This is a genomic window from Pedobacter psychrophilus (assembly GCF_001652725.1).
Taxonomy (GTDB): Bacteria; Bacteroidota; Bacteroidia; order Sphingobacteriales; family Sphingobacteriaceae; genus Pseudopedobacter; species Pseudopedobacter psychrophilus.
In genome coordinates this window covers 988,873-1,013,933 of record NZ_LWHJ01000011.1, presented here as the reverse complement: position 1 = coordinate 1,013,933, position 25,061 = coordinate 988,873, and the positions used below count along the sequence as shown (strand labels likewise).

General features: G+C 33.4%; 19 protein-coding genes. 8 read left to right on the top strand and 11 right to left on the bottom strand.

The window, feature by feature from the left end:
* Nucleotides 1-95: 95 nt before the first annotated feature.
* The 5 genes from A5893_RS04835 to A5893_RS04815 form a co-directional block, all read right to left on the bottom strand.
* On the bottom strand, nucleotides 96-998 hold the full coding sequence (locus A5893_RS04835; RefSeq protein WP_157687446.1) for a DUF4961 domain-containing protein: 903 nt from the start codon (nucleotides 996-998) through the stop codon (nucleotides 96-98).
* A 10-nt stretch (nucleotides 999-1,008) separates the two neighbouring features.
* Nucleotides 1,009-1,518 carry a DUF5004 domain-containing protein gene (locus A5893_RS04830; protein ID WP_068821387.1) on the bottom strand — a complete coding sequence of 170 codons (510 nt, stop codon included), beginning with the start codon at nucleotides 1,516-1,518 and terminating at the stop codon, nucleotides 1,009-1,011.
* A gap of 13 nt (nucleotides 1,519-1,531) precedes the next feature.
* Nucleotides 1,532-2,890, bottom strand: a complete 1,359-nt coding sequence (locus tag A5893_RS04825) for a RagB/SusD family nutrient uptake outer membrane protein (protein WP_198342263.1) — start codon at nucleotides 2,888-2,890, stop codon at nucleotides 1,532-1,534.
* 10 nt (nucleotides 2,891-2,900) lie between these two features.
* Complete coding sequence (locus tag A5893_RS04820; protein ID WP_068821385.1) at nucleotides 2,901-6,095, bottom strand: SusC/RagA family TonB-linked outer membrane protein; 3,195 nt, start codon at nucleotides 6,093-6,095, stop codon at nucleotides 2,901-2,903.
* Nucleotides 6,096-6,478: 383 nt separating this feature from the next.
* A complete protein-coding gene (locus A5893_RS04815) occupies nucleotides 6,479-7,495 on the bottom strand; it encodes a LacI family DNA-binding transcriptional regulator (protein ID WP_068821384.1) in 1,017 nt (338 codons plus the stop codon).
* Between the two features lie 252 nt (nucleotides 7,496-7,747).
* Between A5893_RS04815 and clpB the strand changes: the two genes are divergently transcribed.
* Nucleotides 7,748-10,345: an ATP-dependent chaperone ClpB gene (gene clpB / locus A5893_RS04810; protein WP_068821383.1), complete on the top strand. Its 2,598-nt coding sequence runs from the start codon at nucleotides 7,748-7,750 to the stop codon at nucleotides 10,343-10,345.
* 146 nt (nucleotides 10,346-10,491) lie between these two features.
* On the opposite strand, the gene A5893_RS04805 is transcribed toward clpB, so the two are convergent.
* The 5 genes from A5893_RS04805 to glmM all read right to left on the bottom strand — a co-directional run bounded on the left by A5893_RS04805 (nucleotide 10,492) and on the right by glmM (nucleotide 15,153).
* On the bottom strand, nucleotides 10,492-10,917 hold the full coding sequence (locus A5893_RS04805; RefSeq protein ID WP_068821382.1) for a GNAT family N-acetyltransferase: 426 nt from the start codon (nucleotides 10,915-10,917) through the stop codon (nucleotides 10,492-10,494).
* 153 nt (nucleotides 10,918-11,070) lie between these two features.
* Nucleotides 11,071-11,979, bottom strand: coding sequence for an MBL fold metallo-hydrolase (locus A5893_RS04800; protein WP_068821381.1), 909 nt, complete (start codon nucleotides 11,977-11,979; stop codon nucleotides 11,071-11,073).
* 95 nt (nucleotides 11,980-12,074) lie between these two features.
* Nucleotides 12,075-12,284 carry a hypothetical protein gene (locus A5893_RS04795; RefSeq protein WP_068821380.1) on the bottom strand — a complete coding sequence of 70 codons (210 nt, stop codon included), beginning with the start codon at nucleotides 12,282-12,284 and terminating at the stop codon, nucleotides 12,075-12,077.
* A gap of 99 nt (nucleotides 12,285-12,383) precedes the next feature.
* Nucleotides 12,384-13,517: a cysteine desulfurase family protein gene (locus tag A5893_RS04790; protein ID WP_068821379.1), complete on the bottom strand. Its 1,134-nt coding sequence runs from the start codon at nucleotides 13,515-13,517 to the stop codon at nucleotides 12,384-12,386.
* 253 nt (nucleotides 13,518-13,770) lie between these two features.
* A complete protein-coding gene (gene glmM, locus A5893_RS04785; RefSeq protein WP_068821460.1) occupies nucleotides 13,771-15,153 on the bottom strand; it encodes a phosphoglucosamine mutase in 1,383 nt (460 codons plus the stop codon).
* A gap of 111 nt (nucleotides 15,154-15,264) precedes the next feature.
* Between glmM and A5893_RS04780 the strand changes: the two genes are divergently transcribed.
* The 5 genes from A5893_RS04780 (at nucleotide 15,265) to A5893_RS04755 (ending at nucleotide 20,950) form a co-directional block, all read left to right on the top strand.
* A complete protein-coding gene (locus A5893_RS04780; protein ID WP_068821378.1) occupies nucleotides 15,265-16,002 on the top strand; it encodes an SAM-dependent methyltransferase in 738 nt (245 codons plus the stop codon).
* Complete coding sequence (locus A5893_RS04775; protein WP_068821377.1) at nucleotides 15,996-16,571, top strand: phosphatase PAP2 family protein; 576 nt, start codon at nucleotides 15,996-15,998, stop codon at nucleotides 16,569-16,571. Before A5893_RS04780 ends, A5893_RS04775 begins: the two co-directional genes overlap by 7 nt.
* Nucleotides 16,568-17,284 carry a ZIP family metal transporter gene (locus A5893_RS04770; protein ID WP_068821376.1) on the top strand — a complete coding sequence of 239 codons (717 nt, stop codon included), beginning with the start codon at nucleotides 16,568-16,570 and terminating at the stop codon, nucleotides 17,282-17,284. The genes A5893_RS04775 and A5893_RS04770 overlap by 4 nt, the downstream gene beginning before the upstream one ends.
* A gap of 384 nt (nucleotides 17,285-17,668) precedes the next feature.
* Nucleotides 17,669-20,209 carry an ATP-dependent Clp protease ATP-binding subunit gene (locus A5893_RS04760; RefSeq protein WP_068821374.1) on the top strand — a complete coding sequence of 847 codons (2,541 nt, stop codon included), beginning with the start codon at nucleotides 17,669-17,671 and terminating at the stop codon, nucleotides 20,207-20,209.
* 339 nt (nucleotides 20,210-20,548) lie between these two features.
* The gene (locus tag A5893_RS04755) at nucleotides 20,549-20,950 is read left to right on the top strand and encodes a hypothetical protein (protein WP_068821373.1); all 402 of its coding nucleotides are present in this window, start codon (nucleotides 20,549-20,551) and stop codon (nucleotides 20,948-20,950) included.
* Nucleotides 20,951-21,021: 71 nt separating this feature from the next.
* On the opposite strand, the gene A5893_RS04750 is transcribed toward A5893_RS04755, so the two are convergent.
* The gene (locus A5893_RS04750; protein ID WP_068821372.1) at nucleotides 21,022-23,289 is read right to left on the bottom strand and encodes an aconitate hydratase; all 2,268 of its coding nucleotides are present in this window, start codon (nucleotides 23,287-23,289) and stop codon (nucleotides 21,022-21,024) included.
* 417 nt (nucleotides 23,290-23,706) lie between these two features.
* Between A5893_RS04750 and A5893_RS04745 the strand changes: the two genes are divergently transcribed.
* Nucleotides 23,707-24,177 carry a YehS family protein gene (locus A5893_RS04745; RefSeq protein ID WP_068821371.1) on the top strand — a complete coding sequence of 157 codons (471 nt, stop codon included), beginning with the start codon at nucleotides 23,707-23,709 and terminating at the stop codon, nucleotides 24,175-24,177.
* The gene (locus tag A5893_RS04740) at nucleotides 24,178-25,032 is read left to right on the top strand and encodes a ChaN family lipoprotein (protein WP_068821370.1); all 855 of its coding nucleotides are present in this window, start codon (nucleotides 24,178-24,180) and stop codon (nucleotides 25,030-25,032) included.
* Nucleotides 25,033-25,061: the final 29 nt, after the last annotated feature.

Here is a 25,061-nt window from a genome sequence, read left to right as displayed (position 1 = left end):
ATCTACGGATCTATATGTTCCTATTTAGAAATACTAATCCAATGTATTTACTATCTAATAACAATAGTTTTTAGAGCTACCCTAAATTTATTTGTTTATTGAAAAGGAATACCAAAATTGTCTCCTAAACTACCTGCATCACCTACTGTACCTGGGCAATAAGGACTTAATCTTGTTCTAAAATGGACTTTAATTTTCGTGATTTTTGAACCTGCTGGTGGGAATTTTGGACTTGTAGTATCTCCTATTTTAAAGAATTTAGAAGGAACTATTGTCCATGCAAATAAACCGTTACCTTCGTCCTTGGCTTTTAAAGCTAAATTATCAGCTACGGTTGTTTGTCCGGTATAATAATTTCCATCTGTAGTACTTACAGGTTCGCAAAACTGAGAAATTTGAAAATAACCGCCTGTACCATCTGGTTTTATATAGTCAATGTCAGTAAATACATAAATTTCTGTTGCTGATTTTAAGGCAGTTTTACTCGGATCCAAAAGATTTTTATCCATGTAAAAAGTCACAATATCGTCTTGAGTAAATTTATTTGGAAAAACCCTAAATACACTTGGCGAGAATACTAAAGACTCAATAGTTGTTGAAAAATCTACAGATTGGTTTGCATCTTGTCCGCAACCACTTGCTTGAGAGGCCTTAAAAAGAAATCCAAATGTTGTCCCAATTTTTGCAGGTGTAGCGTTAAAATAATTGGTCAATGTAAGTTTAAAAGACCATTTGTTACTACCTTCATTGGTCATTTTAGCACCAGACTGATCTGCACAAAAATCGTTATATAAACCTGGTCCGGCTTGGTTAAAAGCATATATATAAATTTGACCTTTTGTAGCTAATGTTGTTCCAGTAAGATCTACAGTTATCGTAATGGCATCTTCTGCAGTGAATTTAGCTGGAGAAATGGTGTATTTAGGATTTGATTTTTGAGCTTTGGCCAAACCAATACTCAAAAGTATCATTAATGTTATGCTTAATATTTTTTTCATGATTTCGATATTAATTACGGTTGAAATTAAATTCATAGCTCAAAAAAACTTTCCCATCACTATCAGCCCTGCTAAATTTTAAACTCAATTTATTGTCTGAAGCCCGATAAGCTTTTGCGAAATCTAAGAAGGCTATTTGTGTACCTGAAACAAGTTTTACCCTAACAGGTCCATTTTTGGTACCATCTAAAGACCATGTGCCTGTTAAAGGGAAAAATAATGGTGCACCTCCAGCATTTGTAATGGTATAATTTCCTGTTGATTCGCCATTGAATGCAAAAACTACGGTACTGTAAGGAAATCTGCTGGTTAAATCTAATTTTTGAACTGCTAAAGGGAAGTTCTTGTTCACAGCATCGTTATCTATTTGAGTTGCTGTGCTCACTTTCCACGTACCTTTTATGTTTTCTTGTAAGGAAATGGCCTCACCAACATCAGCGTACTTTATTTTTTCACAAGACTGTAGAGCTATTGATGTCAATATAGCAAATGTGAAAAATAGTGTTTTTAAATTTTTCATGTTTTTAAATTTATTAGTTCTGTACAATATTTGGGTTTGCAGTTGTTTCAGAGTCTGGTATCTTTAATAGTTGTTTGCTATCGTTAAATGCAATACCTCTGATAGTAGATTTTAATCTTCTTAATTCATTAAATCTATCTCCTTCTAAGGCTAACTCAACGTGTCTTTCTGTACGTATTACAGCTAATAATGCAGCAGCACCAGTAGTTGTATTATCTGGTGTAACATTTGCAACAGCTCTTACAGCATTGTAATCTGCTCTTACATCAGCATCTACAAATGCTCCTTTTTGCACTCTTGATTCTGCTCTTGTTAAATACATTTCGGCAAGACGAATAGTAGGAACATTAATAGCCGCACCACCAGACCATTTTAAAGATATTGGTTTATTTGCTACAACAGTGAGCTGAGTTTTTCTATTACCACCTTTTGAGTTGAAATCAGCATATAATTGGGTACTTAAAGGCAGAAAAGTGGCATTCAAATCTGAATTCCAAAAATTTCCTCTTAACAAGCTCCCATCAGAAACTGCTAAAAATAGCACTCCAGTTGGTAATGGTGATGGAGCACTTCCACCTAATGAATTAAATGGAGCCGTAACAGAAGTCCCTAGATTAAAACCTCCGTTAGTTATTACATCGTTTGAATAGGTGAAAGCGTTAGCATAATCTCCCATATTAAAATAAACCCTTGCTAAATAAGCTTTTGCAGCCCATTTTGTTGCAAATACAGAGTTTGCCGCAACCAAAGTTGTTTCTGCTTCCTTTAAATCTGTTATCACTTGTTTATAAACTTCGTCAACTGAATTTCTCGGAACTTGTTGTTTAGCCTGGTCTGAAGTAACTGCAATAATTCTAATAGGAATACCAGCGTCTACTGTAGGACCATTGCTATATGGTTTAGCAAATAAACGTACCAATTCAAAATGTGCAACTCCTCTTATAAATAAAGCCTGAGCTTTCATTTGCGCTTTTTGAGCATCGGTATAATCTGTAAATAAGTTTTTATCTACAGCGTCTATAACAATATTACTATAGCCAATTGCGGTATATCCTGCTGCCCAAAGGTCTCTACCCTGTTGATTGAATAAACTAAAATCTCTGCTAACAAACTGAGCAGGTGCACCACCTGTTGCGTTTGCAAAGTCAACATCATCCGCATAAAGTTCATTGGTGCGTGTAATTTCGCCAGCTAAAAATTGATTAGATGTTAATCTTTCATAAGCTGATGTTAAAACACCCTGAACATTTTTTCCCAGTTTAAGAGTTTCTGATCCTGGTTGGCTGTTAACAGGATCTATATCGATTAATTTTTTACAACTGCTTAATACAATTGTACCCAGCAATAAGGTGATAAATATTTTTCTTTTCATTTTTTTCTGATTAAAATCCAACATTAATACCTAATGAATACGTTCTGGCTTGTGGTGTTGGTAAATATGGTGCAGCATAAGCCGAGTTTGCCTGCGTAGGGTTGAAATTATATCTAACTACTTCAGGATCCCAACCTGCATATTTTGTTAATACGAATAAGTTTTGACCACTTACAAATATCTTGGCACTACTAATTTTTAAAGATTTAATAATATCGGAAGGTAAGTTATAAGCTAAAGTGGTTGTTCTTAACCTTAAGAAAGAAGCATCATACAAAAAACGGGAAGTATTACTTGCATCTGCTCTACCACCTTCAATAAATGAAACTCTTGGCACATCTGTAATATCACCTGGCTTTTGCCATCTGTTTAATATTTCTCTTCTCTGATTCCACGATCCTAAACGACCACCAATTTGGTATTTTGCACCATCATCATAAATCTTGTTTCCATATTGGTAAGAAAGTAAAACAGATAAATCAAATCCTTTATAGCTGAAAATATTTTCTAATCCACCAAATACATCAGGGTTAGGTTTTCCAACAGCCACACGATTTGCATCCTGGCTAGCTGCAGTTAACTTAATTTTTGCTCCTGTAGTTTTATCAAATATTAACTCATCTCCATTAGCTGGATCTACACCAGCATAAATAGGAAGAAAGTTAATACCTAATGGATATCCTCTTAAAATACGAGTATCACCTTCACCTGTATCAAAAGCATCTCCAGAAGTGTAAATACCTACATCGGTTACTTTATTTCCGTTATGAGCAATGTTAAAATTAGTAGTCCATTTAAAATCGCCAGTTAAATTTCTGGTAGTTAACTCTAATTCAATACCTTGATTTCTAACTCTTACACCATCAGCATTTACAAAAATTCTACCTGCAAAACCTGTAGCAGATAGCTGTACCGGAATATTTACTAAAATATCTGAAGTAGTTTTGGAATAAACACCTATTGTTCCTGATATTCTATTTTTTAGGAAACCAAAATCTAAACCTAAATCAACACCTTGATTTTTCTCCCATTTTAAATCAGGATTAGAAAGGTTATTAGGTTTTTGACCAAATCCCCCGGCATAAGAACCACCACTAGAGTAAGTTTGTAAATATTGGAAAACCTGAGTTCCATCATTACCGGTAATACCAAAACTAGCTCTCAATTTTAAAAAGCTAATTGCTTTATTATCCTTTAAGAAATCCTCGTCTGAAATTATCCAGGCGGCTGAAGCAGCAGGGAATAAACCAAACTTGTTATTAGCTCCAAATTTTGGAGAACCATCATACCTTGCACTAATCCCAAATAAATATTTATCGTCATATTTATAGTTAGCTCTTAAAAAGTAAGATAAAATACCTGTTAAAATATCAGCTTGAGCGTATGCAGAAGTAGTTGGAGGAATGGTATTACCAGGCTCATTAGCGCCCGGAGCAAAACCTAAGTTGTTACTTCCCTGCTGATAATAAGGATTAATAAAACCAACACCACCACCAGATGCAGAAAATGCTATCTGAGCTTGATTAGATCTTTGGTAATTAAAACCTAAGGTGGCATCAGTAACATGTTTAGAACCAAAGTTCTTTTTAAAAGTGAAGTAATTATTTGTATTGATATTGATTACCTGATAATCTCTTTGACTTGCTGTTGATAAACCGATTGGAGCTAAGTCTGGATAAGGCTTAGGTTGAGTAAAATCTTTACCAGTAAAATATCTATTAATGTTAGATTCAAATCTAGTTTCTGTCTGATTTAGAAGGTCTAAACCGTTTTCTGTTCTAAATGTTAAATCTTTAGAGATTTTATAAGCCAGATAAACATTACCATTAGTTCTAAAATCTTTAGATTGATAAGTGCTTGCTCTCTGGGCAACAATATTAAAACCTGTATTTTGATATTGAGTACCAAAAAAAGAACCATCAGGATTATATACCGGATAAATAGGTAAAGAAAAAGATTGAGCAGCTCCAATACCTCCATTAAACGAAGTTGGAACTTGATCATTCTTAGATCTATAAATACCTAACTGCAAACCAACATCTAAACGATCTGTTGCATTATTATCAATATTTACTCTTGCTCCACCTCTTTCAAATGCGCCGCCTTCTAAAACACTATTTTCTTTTCTATAAATTCCGCTAATGAAAAAACGTGTTTTATCATTTCCACCTCTAACAGAAAGATTTGTTTCAGTAACATCTCCTTTTCTTGTCGCTTTATCAATCCAGTCGGTATTTACACCCAAATTTTGACCAGGTATAAAGCTGAAACCTGTTGGACTAATAGATTCGTTAGGGCCTAATGGAAGTCCACCATCATTCACTCTCGCTTCATTATAAATTTGTAACCACTCTGGTGCATTTAGCAATGGAAGCTTTCTTGTAATTTCACTCACTCCATAAGTAGAACTTAAAGAAACAACTGTTTTTCCTGCTTTTCCTTTTTTAGTAGTAATTTGAATGACACCGTTTGCACCTCTTGATCCATAAATTGCTGCAGCAGCTGCATCTTTTAAAACATCAATAGATTCAATGTCATTAGGGTTTAAATAAGATAATGGATCAATTTTACCAGCTTTTGTTGGGTTTCTACCAAAATCTCCATCGCTAGGGTCTTCATTAAAAACCGGTACACCGTCAATAACATATAAAGGATCTCCACTGCCAGAAATAGAAGAAGTTCCTCTAATTCTTACCCTTGTTGCAGAACCTGGTACGCCACTAGATTGGCTAACTTGTAAACCTGAAGCTCGCCCTTGTAAGCCAGCATTAAATGTAGGTACTGTCACATCTTCAAATGCTTTTGCACCCACACTTACTATAGATCCTTTCACATCACGTTTTGTACTGGTACCATAACCTACCACTACAATTTCACTCAAACTTTTTGAAGAAGGTACTAATTTGAAATCTAAAGTACTTTGATCTGCGCTTAGTTTTAAGGTTTTAGTAAAATTATCATAACCGATAAATTTAACAGTTACCGAAACGTCTCCGTAACTAATGCCCGTTAAACGATAACCACCGTTTGCATCTGTAGAAGTTGACTTTTTGATTTGGTCGATGGTAACCGAGGCACCAGGTAGTGGAAGATTGTTCTCATCTACTACTTTTCCAGTAATAGAACCAACCTGCCCGTACACATTAATTGCTAACATAAAAATTAGCAAAAAAAGACCATGTTTAAGCATGTAACTTTTTTTCATTTTTTTGATTTATTTATTGTTAATAATTGGTTGTGAAATCTTGAATATTTACACATTACCAATGTACAAAGCATTTTATTAATTCAAAATTTTTAAGAAAATATTTTTTTTAGCTTAAAACTCACAAGAAAATGTCAAAAAATAAACATATTTATTTTAATAAATATTCTATTTATTAAACTGATTATCAGATTAATAAATATTATTTTAATATATAGTTAGTGTGCTTTTTACACATCTACAAAAAAACCTCAAAAACGGGAACGTTCCCGAAAAATAGTCTTCTTTTTAGGGAACGTTCCCGAAAAAAGCATAAAATTCTGCGTAAATCACACTAACTATCAGAAATTTTTGATTTTTTTGATGCCTGAAAATTACATTTTTTACGCCTTTTTTGTGGAATTTCTATGGATGATTTGTGACTTCAAAATAAGCTTATTTTTACTATCAAATTCATTAGGTTTATCTAATAAAATATCAAATAATAATTTTGCGGATAAACTTCCAATTTCTATAGCGGGTTGAGTTATAGTTGTTAAAGACGGATTAAGTAATGGAGCGATTTCTAAACTAGAAAAGCTAATTACTTTTAGTTGATTTGGAATATTTATTTTTAAATCATAGCTGGCATAATAAGTTGCAAAAGCCAAACGCTCCACAGATGCAAATATCCCGTCTAATTTTAAATCTTGTAAAGCTTTTTTGATGATTGGATCATTTTCTTCATAACTGTTAGAACAATCTATAATCAATTCCTCATCAAATTTAATGTTATGCTTTTTAAGTGCGTCTATGTAACCTCCTTCTCGAGTTTTACCGATAGAAAGATCTTTCTTAACCACTAAATAACCAATGCGTTTACATCCCTGCTCAATTAAATGTTCTGTAGCTATAAAACTACTATCATAATCATCCGTAATAATTTTAGGGGTATCAATATCATCATAAACCCTATCAAATTGAACCATTGGTAATCTTCTGGCACCAAATTCATTTAAATAATTATGATTTTCTGCTTCACCAGAAACCGACATGATGATGCCTTCTACCCTACCATTATGTAAATGCTGGATAAAATCCATCTCTTTTTCTAAATCATCATCGGTAGAATAAATTAAGATATTATAACCGTTAGCTCTGGCAACTTGTTCTATCCCATGTATGGCTTGCGAAAAATAATTATTGGCTAATTCTGGAACTATTACCGCAATGGTTTTACTTTTTTGGTCTCTTAAATTACTCGCATAATGGTTAGGCTGATAATTTAACTCTTTTGCTTTCGCTAAAATTAAATCTTTGGTATGCTGTTTAATACCGCCACTATTTCTAAATGCTCTAGAAATAGTAGATGTAGAAACATTTAAAGCTTCTGCCAATTGCTTTATATTGATACCATCCATAGTGGAAATTGAATTTTTAAATTTTGCACAAATATATAGGATAATTTTAATCCCTTATTTAAATTAAAATCCAATGCATAATCTCTAAAAATAATATTCAAACTAAATTTACCTGCTAAAATTTCATTAAAGAGATGAAATTATTGTCAAAAAGTCATTCAAAATCAATTAGTTATGTCAAATTTTCAGATGCAGATTAAAAACTTAGAATGGATACATTTTTGTTAATGAATAGTTGAAAAGAAAACGAAAATGAACTTTAACAATTTCACCATAAAAGCACAAGAAGCAGTTCAAAAAGCTTCTGAAATTACAACAGGTTTTCAACAACAATCTATAGAGAATGCACATATTTTAAAATCGTTATTATCTGTAGATGAAAATGTTGTAGGTTACATATTAAAAAAATTAAATGTCAATATCAATCGGCTTAACCAGTCTTTAGACGAATTAATTACCACTTTTCCGAAAGTGAGCGGTAGCAATGTTTATTTATCTAATGCAGCAAACGCTACCATACAAAAAGCGCAATCCTATCTAAAAGAATTTAAAGATGAGTTTGTATCGGTTGAGCATCTTTTACTAGCAATTTTAAATGCTGGAGACAAAACGGCTGCTCTTTTAAAAGACCAAGGAGTTATCGAAAAAGATTTGAAAAAAGCCATTTCTGCTTTACGTGGCGATGCAAAAGTTACCGACCAAAATGCAGAAGCAAGTTATCAAGCTTTAAATAAATATGCCCGTAACTTAAATGAATATGCCGAATCTGGCAAATTAGACCCAGTAATTGGTCGTGATGAAGAAATTCGTAGAGTGATTCAAATTTTATCGCGTAGAACCAAAAACAATCCTATTTTAATTGGAGAACCTGGAGTTGGTAAAACAGCCATTGCAGAAGGGATTGCTTTTAGAATTATTAAAGGCGATGTACCAGAAAACCTAAAATCTAAAGTTGTTTATTCTTTAGATATGGGTGCTTTAATCGCGGGAGCAAAATATAAAGGAGAATTTGAAGAACGTTTAAAAGCGGTAATCAAAGAAGTTAGCGATAGTGATGGCGAAACCATTTTATTTATTGATGAGATTCATACTTTAGTGGGTGCTGGCGGTGGCGAAGGTGCCATGGACGCTGCAAATATATTAAAGCCAGCCCTGGCTCGTGGCGAATTAAGGGCAATTGGGGCAACTACATTAAATGAATATCAAAAATATTTGGAGAAGGATAAAGCATTGGAACGTCGTTTTCAAAAAGTAATGGTAGAAGAACCTGATACTGCAGATGCGATTTCCATTTTAAGAGGATTAAAGGAACGGTATGAAACTCACCATAAGGTAAGGATAAAAGATGAAGCGATTATTGCTGCAGTAGAATTATCCCAGCGTTACATTTCTGATCGTTTTTTACCAGATAAAGCCATCGATTTGATGGATGAAGCTGCTTCTAAACTAAGAATGGAGATGGATTCTGTTCCTGAAGTGGTGGATGAGTTGGATAGAAAGATCATGCAACTAGAAATCGAACGTGAAGCGATTAAAAGAGAAAAGGACGAACGCAAGGTTAGCGATTTATCAAAAGAAATTGCCGATTTATCATCAGAAAGAGATGAATTAAAAGCGAAATGGCAAGGTGAAAAAGATTTAGTCGACGCTGTGAATATTAAAATTGAATCTATAGAAGATTTAAAACTGGAAGCCGAACAAGCCGAAAGAGCAGGAGATTACGGAAAAGTTGCCGAAATTCGATATGGAAGGATTAAAGAAACTCAAGAAGAAGTTGACAAGTTAAAAAAGGAATTGGAAAGTAAAACTTCTGATAGCAGGATGCTAAAAGAAGAAGTTACTTCTGAGGATATTGCTGGTGTAGTTGCCCGCTGGACAGGAATTCCGGTAAATAAATTGATTGCTAGTGAAAGAGAAAAATTACTGTTTTTAGAAGATGAGTTGCATAAAAGAGTTGCTGGTCAGTCTGAAGCAATTGAAGCGATTTCGGATGCAATACGTAGATCTAGAGCTGGTTTAAGTGATCAGAAAAAACCGATTGGTTCTTTTATTTTCTTGGGAACAACAGGTGTTGGTAAAACAGAATTAGCTAAGGCTTTAGCCGAGTTCCTGTTTAACGATGAACACAGCATGATTAGAATTGATATGAGTGAATATCAGGAACGCCATGCAGTAAGCAGATTAATTGGTGCGCCTCCGGGATATGTTGGTTATGATGAAGGTGGACAATTAACGGAAGCTGTTCGTAGAAAACCATATTCTGTAATTTTATTTGATGAGATTGAAAAAGCGCATCCAGATGTTTTTAATATTTTATTGCAAGTTTTAGATGATGGACATTTAACCGATAATAAAGGAAGAATGGTAAACTTTAAAAACACCATCATCATCATGACTTCAAATATTGGGTCTCATTTAATTCAAGAGAATTTTAGTTTGATGGTGGATGAAAACAGAGATGAAGTTATCGCCAAAACCAAAAATGAGGTTTTTGAATTATTAAAAAAATCCATCCGTCCTGAATTTTTAAACAGGATTGATGAAATTATCATGTTTACTCCTTTAAATAGGGAAGAAATTAGAGATATTGTAAAACTGCAGTTTGTGGGAGTTCAAAAATCTTTAGCTGAAATGGGAATTACCATTGAAGCATCTGAGGAGGCTTTAGATTGGTTGGCAGAATTAGGTTACGACCCACAATTTGGCGCAAGACCTTTAAAAAGAGTGATTCAAAAAAGAATTTTGAACGAACTTTCTAAACAAATTTTAGCAGGAACGGTTGACCGAGACAGCAAAATAAAACTGGATATGTTTGATCATAACTTCGTTTTTATGAATGAAGGTAAGTAAGGCAGAAAGCTATAGGCTTAAAGCTTAAAGCTAAATAGATATTTAAGTTTTGTGCATTTTTCCAACTATAAATAGAACTTAGCATATTTTAAAAAAACCTCGTTTGCATTCGCAAGCGAGGTTTTTCTTTTATAAATAGAAAGTGATTAATTATCTAAAACCATTTTATAATGTTGGATTCCAGCTTCTTCAAACATATGTCCAACCGCTTTAAAATTTGCTAATTGATATAATGGCATCGCAGTTACTTGGGCGTGAAGATAAACGTAATCAGCATTTTGGGGTAAATCGGCAAGTAAAGTTGCAATCATTTTACTGGCAATTCCTTTTCCTCTAAATTGTGGTAAAACTGCAAATCTTTCTAATTTAAATCCTTTTTCAGTTTCTCTCCAACGGCATGCGCCTGCAGGTTGATCATTAAGTTTTGCTAAAAAATGTGTGGAAACATCTTCGTTTTCCCATTCCAATTCTGGAGGACAGTTTTGTTCTTCAACAAAAACTGTCGTTCTAATTTGATAAACTTTTTTCAACTCTTCTTCAGAAGAGACTTTAAGAACTTCAATTTTATCCATTTTCAAAAGTAAAAATGATTTTGATTTTTTGATACAAATTATATTAATTAGATGAGTGCGTTAACGATAGTAGCGACAGCTTTTTTTGCTCTTACCATAATGCAAATAGCAAAAAAACTAGAGCGGAAAGCGTGTTAAAACGCCCAAAAAATATTAACTCAATTCCTGATAAGCAGCATCTAAACTTCTAGAAATCCCATCACCTTTCCATTCTTCGGCACCAGGAATAAATGTAGCTTTCATTATTTCTTCTTTAGATTTTCCAGCCTTCATTTCTGTAGTAACATAATCTAATAATTTTTGAAGGTAGTTTTGATAAGCTTTTACATCTGCCATTGTACCGGTTATCTTTTCAGGATCTAGCGCATGACCAAAAACATAAGTGGTCTCGCTACCAAATTTGGACATTGCTTTGTCTAAAACTTTTATCCAACTGTGAATATTTGCTCCAGAAGTTTTATCTATATATGGAAAACGTCGGTTAAAAACCAAATCGCCCATATGCACCACTTTATGATCTGGAAAATAAATCATTGCATCTCCATTAGTATGGCCTGCACCAAAATAATAAGCCTTAATGCTATCTTTTCCGTTTTTATATTTCCAATCTTTCTCAAAAGTTAAAGTTGGATAATATTGTTCAACACCAGGTTTACCTGCTTTTGCGGCTTCTTCTGCAACTCTTTTTTGATTAGCCAAAGAATTTTTGTGTGCTACAACGCCATTTACTAAACCTTTAAAAACAATATTTCCGCTGGTATGATCGCCATGATGATGTGTATTTATCAATAAATCAAAAGGTTTATCAGATTTCTTTTTTAACTCTTCTACCAAATGTTTAGCAGGGTCTGGATATTGTGAATCGACAACAATTAAACCTTTTTCTGATAATAAAAATAAGATAGTTCCACCTTGTTCGGTAAAAACACCCATTTTACCATTAATCATTTTAATGTTATAAGCTGCAGCAAAATCTTTCATTGAAGCAAACGAGGTGAATTTGTTGAGAGCCAAAGCCGCTAAAGTTAAGCCCGAGCCCATTAAAAACTTTCTTCTTTCCATATTTTTAATTATGTGTTTAAACAATTATAAACATTTAACAATAAAAAAAGCGATCCTGTTTTAAGATCGCTGTATTTCTAAATTAATAGTTAAGCTTAAATATCTGTTGGATCTCTATCAATTCCGATAGCGCCTTTATGACTTCTATTTCTATCACTTGGGGTAACACTGTAAGAACCTTTCTTTTCATTTAACAAACTACCGTCAGCAGTTTCTACAGATTCTCCTCTTGCAATTTTCTCATCCCTTAATCTTAATTCTTCTTCTTTTATTTCGTTTAATTTTTCTACTGGGCTCTGTGACATGATTTCTTTTTTTAGATGTTAAAAATATTTTTCACTTTATTGAAAACAAATAACTTGCCAAAAGAAAAATTTAATTTTATAATCAATTGATATTACTAATCACTTTTTCTCAAAAACTTCCTTCAACTTCTCAATTGTATAATCAATTTCCTCTTTAGTATTTAATTTAGAAAAAGAGAATCTCACTGCAGGTCTTTCAGGATCTGCTTTGATAGCGGTAAGAACATGTGAACCAATATTAGAACCCGATGAGCAAGCGCTTCCTCCAGAAGCAGATATTCCATTAATATCTAAATTAAACAGAAGCATATCTGCCATGTCCATTTTTGGGAAGCAAATATTTAAAACTGTGTATAAACTTTTATTAGAATCAGTTTCACCGTGAATTTGAATATCTGGAATTGCTAATTTTAGCTGTTCCATCATATAAGTTTTTAAAGTCTGTATTTTTTCACGATGTGCTTCCATATCGGCGTAAGCAATTTCTAAGGCTTTTGCAAAACCTACAATTCCATAAACATTCTCTGTGCCGCCACGCATATTTCTTTCTTGTGCACCACCATTTATCATTGGTTTGATTTTGATAGATGGATTTACATATAAAAAACCTACTCCTTTTGGTCCATGAAGTTTATGAGCTGCCCCCACAATAAAATGAGCCTTTAAATTTTTTAAATCATGATGATAATGCCCTAGCGTTTGTACCGTATCAGAATGAAAAATAGCATCGTATTTTTCGCAAATCTCTCCTACCCTATCAATATCAGTTAAGTTTCCCAATTCATTATTTGCATGCATTAGCGAAACTAATGAACGTTGATTATTTTGCAGCAATTCTTCTAAATGATTGTAATCTATACTTCCATTTTCGTCCAGATTCACATAGCTTAGCTTTATTTTTTCTTGTTTTTCAAGCAGTTCTAAAGTATGTCCAACCGCATGGTGTTCAATTTTTGAAGTTATGGCATGAGTAATTCCGAAATCTTGGATGGAAGATTTAATTGCGGTATTGTCAGCCTCAGTACCTCCAGAAGTGAAGAATATATTTGCAGGAGCGGTATTCAATAAAGTTGCAATGGTTTTCCTGGCTTTCTCTACCAAAGTACGCACCTCCCTACCATGTGCATGAATGGATGATGGATTTCCATAGTGGTTTTCCATCACACTCACCATAGTTTGTAAAACTTCTTTATCTAGAGGTGTAGTGGCTGCATTGTCTAAGTATACTCGCATGGGTTAATTTTGAATGAGTGAAGGATTGAAGGTTTGAATAAAATATCTAAATATCTAAAATTATCAATCCGCAAACTTAGTAATAATAAAAATTAAGGAATACCAAAGTAATAAATAATGTGGGCGCTTTAACACGCTTTCCGCTATATCTTTTTGTCCGCCAGCTGGCGGATAAAAAGGATGCCGCTTCAATCGTTAGCGCATGCTTTATCAAACCAGATTTCAATTATAATCTAATTTTCTAGTTATTTTCTTACTTCAAAATTTCCTTAATATCTGATATAATTTTACTAGCCAAACCTTCTGCTGCAGTTTCAGATTCAGCTTCAGAATAAATTCTGATTATCGGTTCTGTGTTTGATCTTCTTAAATGAACCCATTGTTTATCAAACTCAATTTTTAATCCATCAATAGTTGAATGTGGTTGGGCTTTATATTTTTCTTCCACAGATAATAACAAATTATCGATATCCATTTCAGGTGTTAGCGTGATTTTATTTTTAGAGATAAAATATGAAGGATAACTCGCTCTTAAAACCAAGATAGATTTACCAAATTTGGCTAAATGCGTTAAAAATAAAGCAATTCCAACTAAAGCATCACGTCCGTAATGTAATTCAGGATAAATTACACCGCCATTTCCTTCTCCTCCAATTACCGCATTACATTCTTTCATCAAAGTAACCACATTCACTTCTCCAACTGCCGAAGCTTTATATTCGCCTCCTGCTTTTTCAGTAACATCACGTAAAGCCCTGGTAGAAGATAAGTTAGAAACAGTATTTCCTTTATTATTTTTTAAGATATAATCCGCAACAGCAACTAAGGTATATTCTTCTCCAAACGGATTTCCATCTTCGCAAACAAAACATAAACGATCAACATCAGGATCAACTACAATTCCTAAATCCGCTTTATTTTTGGTGACTTCATTACATAATGCAGTAATATTTTCTGGTAAAGGTTCTGGGTTGTGAGGGAAATTTCCATCAGGTGTGCAATATAATTCATGTATAGTTTCTACCCCTAAAGCCTTTAATAAAGCTGGAACAAAAATTCCTCCCGAAGAATTTACACAATCAATAGCTACTTTAAAATTTGCTGCTTTAATAGCTTTTACATCAACTAAAGGCAACGCCAAAATTTTATCAATATGCTTTTGAAGATAAGTATCATCTTGTGTTACTTTACCTAATTTATCAACGTCAGCAAAATCTATATCCGTGTTTTCTGCAATTTCTAATACTTTTTTACCTTCCTCATCATTAATAAACTCACCTTCATGGTTTAATAATTTTAAAGCATTCCATTGTTTTGGATTATGGCTGGCAGTAATGATAATTCCACCTCCCGCTTCTTCTTCTGGAACAGCAATTTCTACCGTTGGTGTTGTAGATAAACCTAAATCTATCACATCAATTCCTAAACCTTGTAGCGTTCCTACAACTAAATTTCTTACCATTTCGCCTGAAATTCGGGCATCTCTCCCTACTACAATCTTTCTTTTATTTGTTTTTTCTACCACCCAAAGTCCAAATGCAGTAGTAAATTTTACAATATCTGTTGGGGTTAATGCTTCTCCTGCCTTTCCGCCTATGGTTCCTCTTATTCCTGAGATTGATTTTATTAAAGTCACTTTGCTATAATTTAGATCATCAAAAGTAAAAATATTATCATTTAATCTTTTGCTAGTTTTTAAACATAACCACAAAAGCTATTTCTATATATTTGCGTAAATTTAAATGCTATGCCCAAGAAATGGTTTCAAAACTGGTTCAATTCTCCTTTTTATCACATCCTTTATAAACAAAGGGATGATGAGGAAGCCGAACTTTTTATTGATAACCTTTGCGCTTATTTAAAACCAACTGCTGATGTTAAAATGTTGGACATTGCATGTGGTCGTGGAAGACATGCTATATATCTGAACAAAAAAGAATATGATGTTATCGGAATTGACCTTTCTTTTGGAAGCATAAAATTTGCACAACAGTTTGAAAATAAGAAACTTCATTTTTTGGTGCATGATATGCGATATCTTTTCTACATCAATTATTTTGATTTTGCTTTTAATCTTTTTACCAGTTTTGGATATTTTGAAACTGACAAAGACCATATAAACGCCTTAAAAACTTTTAGAAAATCTCTTAAAAAAGATGGCAAATTGGTTTTTGATTATATGAACAGCCAAAAAATAATCAATCATTTAGTAACAAGGGAAATAAAAGAGGTTGATGGTATAGAGTTTCACATCATTAGAAAAGTGGAAGATAGAAAGATTATTAAAACCATTGATTTTGAGCATAAAAACAAACATTATTCTTTTAATGAGAAAGTAAAAGATTTCAAACATGCAGATTTTGTAAGACTTTTCACAGCCGCAGGATTTGAGATTTTAGAAACTTTCGGAGATTATCATCTCAATAAATTTGACGCAAATAATTCAGATCGTTTAATTTTTATTTGTAAAAAGTCTGGATGTTAGAACAACTCATTAAACTAGACCATCAAGTTTTTCACGCCATAAATACGGGTATGAGCAATGCTTTTTTTGATTGGTTGATGCCAATTTTAAGAGATAAAAAAGTTTGGATTCCTCTTTACATTTTCATAATCGTTTATTTTACTTACAACTATAAATTAAAAGGTTTTTTTCTGGTTCTATTTCTTACAGCCGCAGTTGGCATTGCAGATTTTACCAGTGCAAGTATGATTAAACCTTTGATAAAAAGAGACCGGCCTTGTCAGGAAGTTTCTTACAAACAACAAGTTATTTCTAGAGTACCATGCGGCGTTGGTAAAAGTTTTCCTTCTTCACATGCAACAGACCATTTTTCTATTGCAATCTTTATGATAACTGTTTTTTATAGAAGATGGAAATGGCTAATTTACGTTGGTATTTTTTGGGCCGCAGCAATTTCATTTGCTCAAGTTTATGTTGGAGTTCATTTCCCTATTGATGTAGTTTGCGGGATGATTTGGGGTTCTTTAATTGGCTTTTTAGTAGCTAAAGTTTGTATTAAATATTTACCTGAATTTGATTATAAAAAATGAGTTTCTTTTTCATCATTTTATTAGCTGGTTGTGCACTCTTAGGAGGCTTAGCCGTATTTTTTGTTAAAAACGGAAATAATCAGAATCTAAAATTAATACTTTCTTTTAGTGGTGCTTATCTTTTTGCAATAACCATTTTACACCTATTGCCAGATGTTTACGCAAATGACCAAAACCATAAAGTTGGTCTATTTATTTTAGGTGGATTTATCCTTCAAATTTTATTAGAGCAATTCTCGCAAGGGATAGAACATGGGCATATTCACTCACATAGTCATCATCAAAGTTTTCCATGGGGGATAATGTTGAGTTTATGTTTTCATGCTTTTTTAGAAGGAATGCCATTAACGGTAAAAAATAATCAAGAATTGGTCTACGGAATTGCGATACATCATATTCCTGCAGCTTTTGCATTGGGTAGTGTTTTGTTGGGAAATCAACTTAAAAAGAATTCAGTTATTATATATTTGATTGTATTTGCGGCAATGTCGCCTTTAGGATATATTTTTAGTTATAGGTTAAGCAATGGAAATATCCAAAGTTTGGGTAATTACTATCCTTATATCATGGGAGTTGTAATTGGTATTTTCTTGCATATTTCTACTACTATTTTATTTGAGGCAAGTGTAGATCATAAATTTAGCGTCAAAAAAACAATTGCAGTTTTAATTGGGATTGCTTTAGCTTTAGGCGGATATTTTTTGGAAGGGTAAGGATAGTATTGACATTATATAAGTGCGTTAGGGATAGAAGCGACATCCTTTTTTTCAATTACCATTTGGCAATTGCAAAAAAGATATAGTGGATAGCCCGTTAAAACGCCCAAATAATTATTTCTCTTAAAAGACACCCTAATAATTATATTATCAACCGCCAATTTGCCATAAATCCAAAATCTTTCTGCCATTATTTCTACCAAAAAAAATCTGATTAGTTTATTTAGTCAAATAAAGGTAATTTCAATTTGATAAACGTCTATTGTAGCGTTTTCCACGTAATTGGTAGTATTGTTGATAAATAGTAGCGAACGCCGACCTATCTTTTAGAAAACTATTTGATACATTGTGACGTTCAACACTATATAGAAAGGTTTTATTATGGAAGCAAAATTTTCACCGAGAGTTAAAGACGTGATTTCTTACAGCAGAGAAGAAGCTTTAAGATTAGGTCATGACTATATCGGTACCGAACACTTGCTGTTGGGATTGATACGTGAGGGAGATGGCATGGCTATAAAGATTTTAAAATCTTTGAGTGTTGATACTGCAAAATTGCGAAGAGCAATTGAAGATGCGGTAAGAGGAAACTCTGGTACTACCGTTAATTTGGGAAATATCCCGTTAACAAAACAAGCAGAAAAAGTATTGAAAATCACCTACTTAGAAGCAAAAATATTTAAAAGTGATGTGATTGGTACAGAGCATCTATTACTTTCTGTTTTAAGGGAAGAGGATAATATTGCATCTCAAATTTTAGCACAGTTTAGTTTAAACTACGAAGCTTTTAAAGCAGAAGTAGAGAATAATAAAGATGGCTTTAGAGATGATATAAGAAATTCTGCAGCTGGCGAAGAAGATTTTAAAGATGATGATGCCTTTACTGCTCCTAAAAAAGTTTCTGATATTAAATCAAAAACGCCGGTTTTAGATAATTTCGGTCGCGATTTAACACGAATGGCAGAAGATGGAAAATTAGATCCGATTGTTGGGCGTGAAAAAGAAATTGAAAGGGTTTCTCAAATCTTATCAAGAAGAAAGAAAAACAATCCAATTTTAATTGGAGAACCTGGTGTTGGTAAATCTGCCATTGCAGAAGGGTTGGCTTTAAGAATTGTTCAGCGTAAAGTTTCTAGGGTTTTATTTAGCAAACGTGTAGTTACTTTAGATTTAGCTTCCTTAGTTGCAGGGACAAAATACCGTGGACAGTTTGAGGAGCGAATGAAAGCGGTAATGAACGAATTGGAAAAATCTCCAGACGTTATTTTATTTATCGATGAAATTCATACGATTGTTGGTGCAGGTGGAGCTTCTGGTTCTTTAGATGCTTCTAACATGTTTAAACCAGCTTTAGCAAGAGGTGAAATTCAATGTATTGGTGCTACAACTTTAGATGAATATCGTCAGTATATTGAAAAAGATGGAGCTTTAGATCGTCGTTTCCAAAAGGTGATGATAGAGCCTGCTACTCCAACTGAAACTATCGAGATTTTAAATAGAATTAAGGATAAGTACGAAGATCATCATGGGGTAACTTATACAGATGAAGCAATTAATGCTTGTGTGAGTTTAACTTCTAGATACATTACTGATCGTTTTTTACCTGATAAAGCTATAGATGCTTTAGATGAAGCTGGTTCCAGGGTTCATTTAACAAATATTCATGTTCCAGAAAATATCATAAATATTGAGGAAAAAATTGAATTAATTAAAGTTGAGAAAAACAAAGTAGTTAAAAGTCAGAAATACGAAGAAGCTGCAAAATTACGTGATACCGAGAAAAATCTTTTAGAAGAATTAGAGAAAGCTAAAACCGAATGGGAAGCTGATACAAAAAGTAAAAGATATACAGTCACTGAAGATAATGTTGCAGAGGTAGTTTCTATGATGACAGGTATTCCTGTTCAAAGGGTTGGGCAAGCAGATAGCGCCAAACTATTGAACATGAAAGAAAAGATCAATGAGAAAATCATTGGTCAGGACGATGCTATTAAAAAATTAACGAGAGCGATACAAAGAACTAGAGCTGGATTAAAAGATCCGAAAAAACCAATTGGCTCGTTTATTTTCTTAGGCCCAACTGGTGTTGGTAAAACTGAATTGGCAAAAGAATTAGCTCGTTTTATGTTTGATTCTGATGATTCATTAATTCAGATTGACATGAGCGAATACATGGAGAAATTTGCGATTTCTAGATTAGTCGGAGCGCCTCCGGGATATGTGGGTTATGAAGAAGGTGGACAATTGACAGAAAAAGTTCGTAGAAAACCATATTCTGTAATATTATTGGATGAGATTGAAAAAGCGCATCCAGATGTATTCAATATTTTACTACAAGTTTTAGACGAAGGTCAATTAACCGATTCCTTGGGTAGAAAAGTCGATTTTAGAAATACCATCGTAATCATGACTTCTAATATTGGTGCTCGTCAGTTAAAAGATTTTGGACAAGGTGTTGGTTTTGGTACTACTGCAAAGGCAAATCAAGCGGATACGCATAGCAGAACAGTAATTGAAAGTGCCTTGAAAAAAGCTTTTGCTCCAGAATTTTTAAACAGAGTTGATGATGTAATTGTATTTAACTCTTTAGCAAAAGAAGAGATTTTTCAAATTATTGATATTGAATTAAAAGCTTTATTTGGAAGAGTGAGTGCCTTGGGTTATGAAATTAAATTAACTGATGAAGCTAAAGAATACATCGCTGATAAAGGTTTTGATAGTGCTTTTGGTGCAAGACCATTAAAAAGAGCTATTCAAAAATACCTGGAAGATCCGATTGCGGAAGAAATTCTAAAAGGTGAGTTATCTGAAGGTGATGTAATGGAAGTTGGTTTCGATAAAGAAAAACAAGAGATTATAATTATCGGTAAGGTTTCAAAGAAAAAGAAGAAAAAAGAAGAAGAGAAAGAAGGCGGAGAATAATTTTCAGATTTCCTAAATCTACTTAAAAGCATCTGTCATTTGGCGGATGCTTTTTTTATGGAATCAATTTGAAAATAAAATTGAAGTCTTAGGTTAGAATTTTCTTCGTTCCGTCATGTAGATGCAACGAGATATCTCATTAGCGAGTTGCCATTTAATCCAAAACCTATATGTGGGACGTCTCCTTTCTTCGACATAATTGTTTTAATAAATTTTTATGTTCAAAAAAGTTATTTTTCATTTTCCACTAAACTCTCTGCAACCAAAGAAGTCTTATCATCGTCTACTATTTAGTGGCATTATTATTATTAATTCAATTAAACATTTAAAACAATCAATATGAAAAAGCTATTATTTTTATTTTTGGGGCTATCCATTATTGGGGTTACTGCCTGCAGAAAAGTTACCGAAGAATATTACACTACTCCAAACCAAACTGTTTTTTATACCATTGCGGCAAACACTTGGAAAACTACCGATGGTGGAAAAACTTATACCGCTGATTTAACTTTCCAAACTGGAGATATCTATCAAAACCAGTATGATGGGATTTTAGCCTTTGTTTCATTTGGAAACAATTTATATGAAGCTGTGCCTCAAACTTTCGATGGAATATCTTATTCTTATAATGTAGATAACTCATTAGTAAGGTTACGAATTCAAAGCTCAAACGGTACAGGAACCATCACTCCTCCAGGTAGCGTTTCAGCAAAATTAGTGCTCATCCCATCTCAACAATAAAATTTTATTATTCATAAAAAAACCTTCTTGCTCATCGCAAGAAGGTTTTTGCTTTTTATAGCTTTAAGCTTTTAAGCAACTATATTTCTACGAATAATATTTAAAGCAGCACCTGCTTTAAACCATTCTATTTGTTGTGCATTATAAGTATGATTTACTTCAAAAGAATCAGTACTTCCATCTTTATGATTTAAAACAATTGTTAAAGGTTTATTAGGTGTAAATTCCGTTAAGCCAATAATATCAATAGCATCGTCTTCTAAAATTTTATTATAATCATCAGCATTCGAGAAAGTCAATCCTAACATCCCTTGTTTCTTCAAATTTGTTTCGTGAATACGAGCGAATGATTTTACCAATACAGCTCTCACTCCTAAGAAACGAGGTTCCATAGCTGCATGTTCCCTAGAAGAACCTTCTCCATAATTTTCATCACCAACTACAATAGAACCAATTCCTGCGGCCTTATAATCACGCTGAGTTTGTGGTACTGGACCGTATTCGCCAGTTAATTGATTTTTTACGTTATCAGTTTTTTCGTTATAAAAATTGATTGCTCCAATCAACATATTATTAGAAATATTATCTAAGTGTCCACGGAATTTTAACCAAGGCCCAGCCATAGAAATATGGTCGGTTGTACATTTGCCTTTAGCTTTAATCAATAATTTTAAACCTTTTAAATCTGTACCTTCCCAAGCTGCAAATGGCTCTAATAATTGCAAACGATGAGAAGTTGGAGAAACAACAACTTGTACTCCAGAACCATCTTCGGCAGGAGCTTGATAGCCATTATCCCCAACGGCAAAACCTTTTGCTGGCAATTCATCGCCAACTGGTGCATCTAATTTTATTTGTTCGCCTTTATCGTTTGTTAAAGTATCTGTTAAAGGATTAAAATCTAAACGACCAGAAATCGCGATAGCTGCTACCATTTCTGGCGATGCTACAAAAGCACAAGTATTTGGATTTCCATCTGCTCTTTTAGCAAAGTTTCTATTGAAAGAGTGTACAATTGTATTTCTTTCTTGCTTCTCTGCTCCTACTCTATCCCACATTCCGATACAAGGTCCGCAAGCATTGGTGAAAATAGTTGCGTTCAATTTTTCAAATACACCAATTAATCCATCTCTGTCTGCAGTATAGCGTACTTGTTCAGATCCTGGATTAATTCCAAAAGAAGATTTTGTTCCTAAACCTTTATCAATTGCTTGTTGCGCAATGGATGCTGCTCTTGATAAATCTTCGTATGATGAATTGGTACATGAACCAATTAAACCCCATTCTACAGTTAATGGCCAATCATGTTTTGCAGCAGCTTCTTTCATTTCAGAAACTGGAGTTGCCAAATCTGGCGTAAAAGGTCCGTTTAAATGTGGTTCTAAAGTGGATAAATCAATAGTAATTACCTCATCAAAGTATTGTTCTGGGTTTGCATAAACTTCTGCATCAGCAGTTAAATGCTCTTTTATTTTATTAGCCTCATCAGCTACATCATTTCTATCCGTAGAACGTAAGTAACGCTCCATCGATTCATCATAACCGAAAGTAGAAGTAGTGGCTCCAATTTCGGCACCCATATTACAAATAGTTCCTTTTCCAGTACAAGACATTGAAGTTGCACCTTCCCCAAAATATTCTACAATTGCACCAGTTCCACCTTTTACAGTTAAAATTCCTGCAACTTTTAATATCACATCTTTTGGAGCTGTCCAACCAGAAAGTTTACCGGTCAATTTTACTCCAATTAGTTTAGGGAATTTAAGCTCCCAAGGTAAACCAGCCATTACATCACATGCATCGGCACCGCCAACACCAATTGCTAGCATTCCTAAACCACCAGCATTTACTGTATGTGAATCTGTACCAATCATCATCCCGCCAGGGAAAGCATAATTTTCTAACACCACTTGGTGTATAATTCCTGCACCCGGTTTCCAAAAACCAATACCATATTTATTAGATACAGAACCCAAGAAATCAAAAACTTCTTTACTTTCTGTGTTCGCTTTTTCTAAATCTGTTTCTGCCCCAACTTTTGCTTGTATTAAGTGGTCACAATGCGCTGTAGAAGGCACCGCAACTTTTGGGCGACCAGCTTGCATAAATTGCAAAAGTGCCATTTGAGCGGTAGCATCCTGCATAGCCACACGGTCAGGTGCAAAATCCACGTAATCAACTCCTCTTTTATAAGCTTGGTTTGCTTCCTCATCCCAAATATGGGCGTAAAGAATTTTTTCTGTTAATGTTAATGGTTTACCAACCGCTTTACGGGCAGCATCAACTTTGTTACCAAAGCCTGCATAAACCTTTTTAATCATGTCTAAATCAAATGCCATTATTGTATTGATTTTATTTTGGTGTACGAAATTTTATGAGTTGCTAATTTAGTAAAAAATGACTTCTACTCCATTAAATTAGTGTAAAGTATTTTCATTTGAGGGTTTTTAATTAGAAGTCGAAATTAATTTAACTTAATAAAATCTAGTTTTAGTAGGGCTTTGTTAGAATTTTCTTAATCTGGATTTGATTAATATTAAATCAATATTCAATATTATTTGGGCGTTTCCCATCCGCTAGCTAGCGGATGGGTCGGGCTTTCCACTATAGTCCCGATGAAAAATCGGGAGCTGCCGTTTCAATCCCTAACGCAACCTAAAAAATGGAAATTTTCAAACACATTTATTTTAGGCCTTTGACTTTAAGCTTTTTGCCTTTAGCTTAGTTGCCTTGCCAAAAATCAATATATTTGCAGCATGACCAATAATGACATTATAAGACGGTTAAGATACACTTTCAATTATAGCGATGATAAAATGATTGCCATTTTTGCCGCTGCAGATCAAGATTTTTCAAGAGCAGAGATTAGCAATTGGCTTAAAAAAGATGATGATCCAGAATATAAATCTCTACATGACATTAATTTCGCAATTTTTTTAAATGGATTAATCAATTTAAATAGAGGCAAAAAAGAAGGAGAGCAACCAAAGCCAGAAAAGAATCTAAATAACAATATCATATTCAAAAAGCTTAAAATTGCCCTTAGTTTAAAAGATGACGATATTTTAGAAATTTTAGATTTAGTTAATTTTAGGTTGACAAAAACAGAATTGAGTGCTTTTTTTAGAAATCCAGAGCAAAACCAATATCGTCCATGTAAAGATCAAATTTTGAGAAACTTTATCCATGGCTTACAATTAAAATATCATCCTGAAAATCCAGAATAAATGAAAAAAATTATTGCTTTCCTGATTTTTGTAACGACTTTTTCTTTTAGTTACAGTCAGGATAAACCAGCTTATATCATTTACAACAAAGACGGTAAAAAAGTAAGCTATGGTAAAATGATAAAAACCTTAGCTCAACAAAATGTGGTGCTGTTCGGTGAAATACATAATAACCCAATCTCGCATTGGTTAGAGTTTAATTTAGCTAAAGACTTATCTCAAAATAAAACATTAACCTTGGGCGCAGAAATGTTTGAAGCGGATAATCAATCACCTTTAAATAATTATGTTTCTGGTAAAATCGATAATAAAACCTTCACTCAAGATACTCGCCTTTGGCCAAATTATGATACCGATTATAGTCCTTTAGTTGAATTTGCTAAAGAAAGAAACTTAAATTTTATTGCTACAAACATTCCAAGAAAATACGCAAGTTTAGTTTTCAAAAAGGATTTTATATCATTAGATTCTTTAACATCAGAAGAAAAAAGTTGGATTGCTCCACTCCCAATTAAATTTGAACCTAATTTACCTACTTATCAAAATATTTTAAAGATGATGGGTGGCCACGGAAGTGAATTATTAGTAAAAGCTCAAGCCATTAAAGATGCAACAATGGCTCATTTTATTTTGGCTAATTATAAGCCAGATAATATATTCCTTCATTTTAATGGTGCTTATCACTCTGATGATTTTGAAGGAATTTTATGGTATTTAAAACAGGAAAATGCTGATTTAAAATATGCTACCTTATCAACAGTATCTCAAGATAATATTTCCAGCTTAGCTAAAGAAAACATTGGCAAAGCCGATTTTATAATCTGTGTAGATAGTAGTATGACGAATACTTACTAGGTAAATGTTATCACCTATTTATTAACCCT

Coding starts and splice junctions, on each gene's coding strand:
- A5893_RS04835 (WP_157687446.1), bottom strand. CDS start 998: ATGAAAAAAATATTAAGCATAACATTAATGATACTTTTGAGTATTGGT.
- A5893_RS04830 (WP_068821387.1), bottom strand. CDS start 1,518: ATGAAAAATTTAAAAACACTATTTTTCACATTTGCTATATTGACATCA.
- A5893_RS04825 (WP_198342263.1), bottom strand. CDS start 2,890: ATGAAAAGAAAAATATTTATCACCTTATTGCTGGGTACAATTGTATTA.
- A5893_RS04820 (WP_068821385.1), bottom strand. CDS start 6,095: ATGAAAAAAAGTTACATGCTTAAACATGGTCTTTTTTTGCTAATTTTT.
- A5893_RS04815 (WP_068821384.1), bottom strand. CDS start 7,495: ATGGATGGTATCAATATAAAGCAATTGGCAGAAGCTTTAAATGTTTCT.
- clpB (WP_068821383.1), top strand. CDS start 7,748: ATGAACTTTAACAATTTCACCATAAAAGCACAAGAAGCAGTTCAAAAA.
- A5893_RS04805 (WP_068821382.1), bottom strand. CDS start 10,917: ATGGATAAAATTGAAGTTCTTAAAGTCTCTTCTGAAGAAGAGTTGAAA.
- A5893_RS04800 (WP_068821381.1), bottom strand. CDS start 11,979: ATGGAAAGAAGAAAGTTTTTAATGGGCTCGGGCTTAACTTTAGCGGCT.
- A5893_RS04795 (WP_068821380.1), bottom strand. CDS start 12,284: ATGTCACAGAGCCCAGTAGAAAAATTAAACGAAATAAAAGAAGAAGAA.
- A5893_RS04790 (WP_068821379.1), bottom strand. CDS start 13,517: ATGCGAGTATACTTAGACAATGCAGCCACTACACCTCTAGATAAAGAA.
- A5893_RS04780 (WP_068821378.1), top strand. CDS start 15,265: ATGCCCAAGAAATGGTTTCAAAACTGGTTCAATTCTCCTTTTTATCAC.
- A5893_RS04775 (WP_068821377.1), top strand. CDS start 15,996: ATGTTAGAACAACTCATTAAACTAGACCATCAAGTTTTTCACGCCATA.
- A5893_RS04770 (WP_068821376.1), top strand. CDS start 16,568: ATGAGTTTCTTTTTCATCATTTTATTAGCTGGTTGTGCACTCTTAGGA.
- A5893_RS04760 (WP_068821374.1), top strand. CDS start 17,669: ATGGAAGCAAAATTTTCACCGAGAGTTAAAGACGTGATTTCTTACAGC.
- A5893_RS04755 (WP_068821373.1), top strand. CDS start 20,549: ATGAAAAAGCTATTATTTTTATTTTTGGGGCTATCCATTATTGGGGTT.
- A5893_RS04750 (WP_068821372.1), bottom strand. CDS start 23,289: ATGGCATTTGATTTAGACATGATTAAAAAGGTTTATGCAGGCTTTGGT.
- A5893_RS04745 (WP_068821371.1), top strand. CDS start 23,707: ATGACCAATAATGACATTATAAGACGGTTAAGATACACTTTCAATTAT.
- A5893_RS04740 (WP_068821370.1), top strand. CDS start 24,178: ATGAAAAAAATTATTGCTTTCCTGATTTTTGTAACGACTTTTTCTTTT.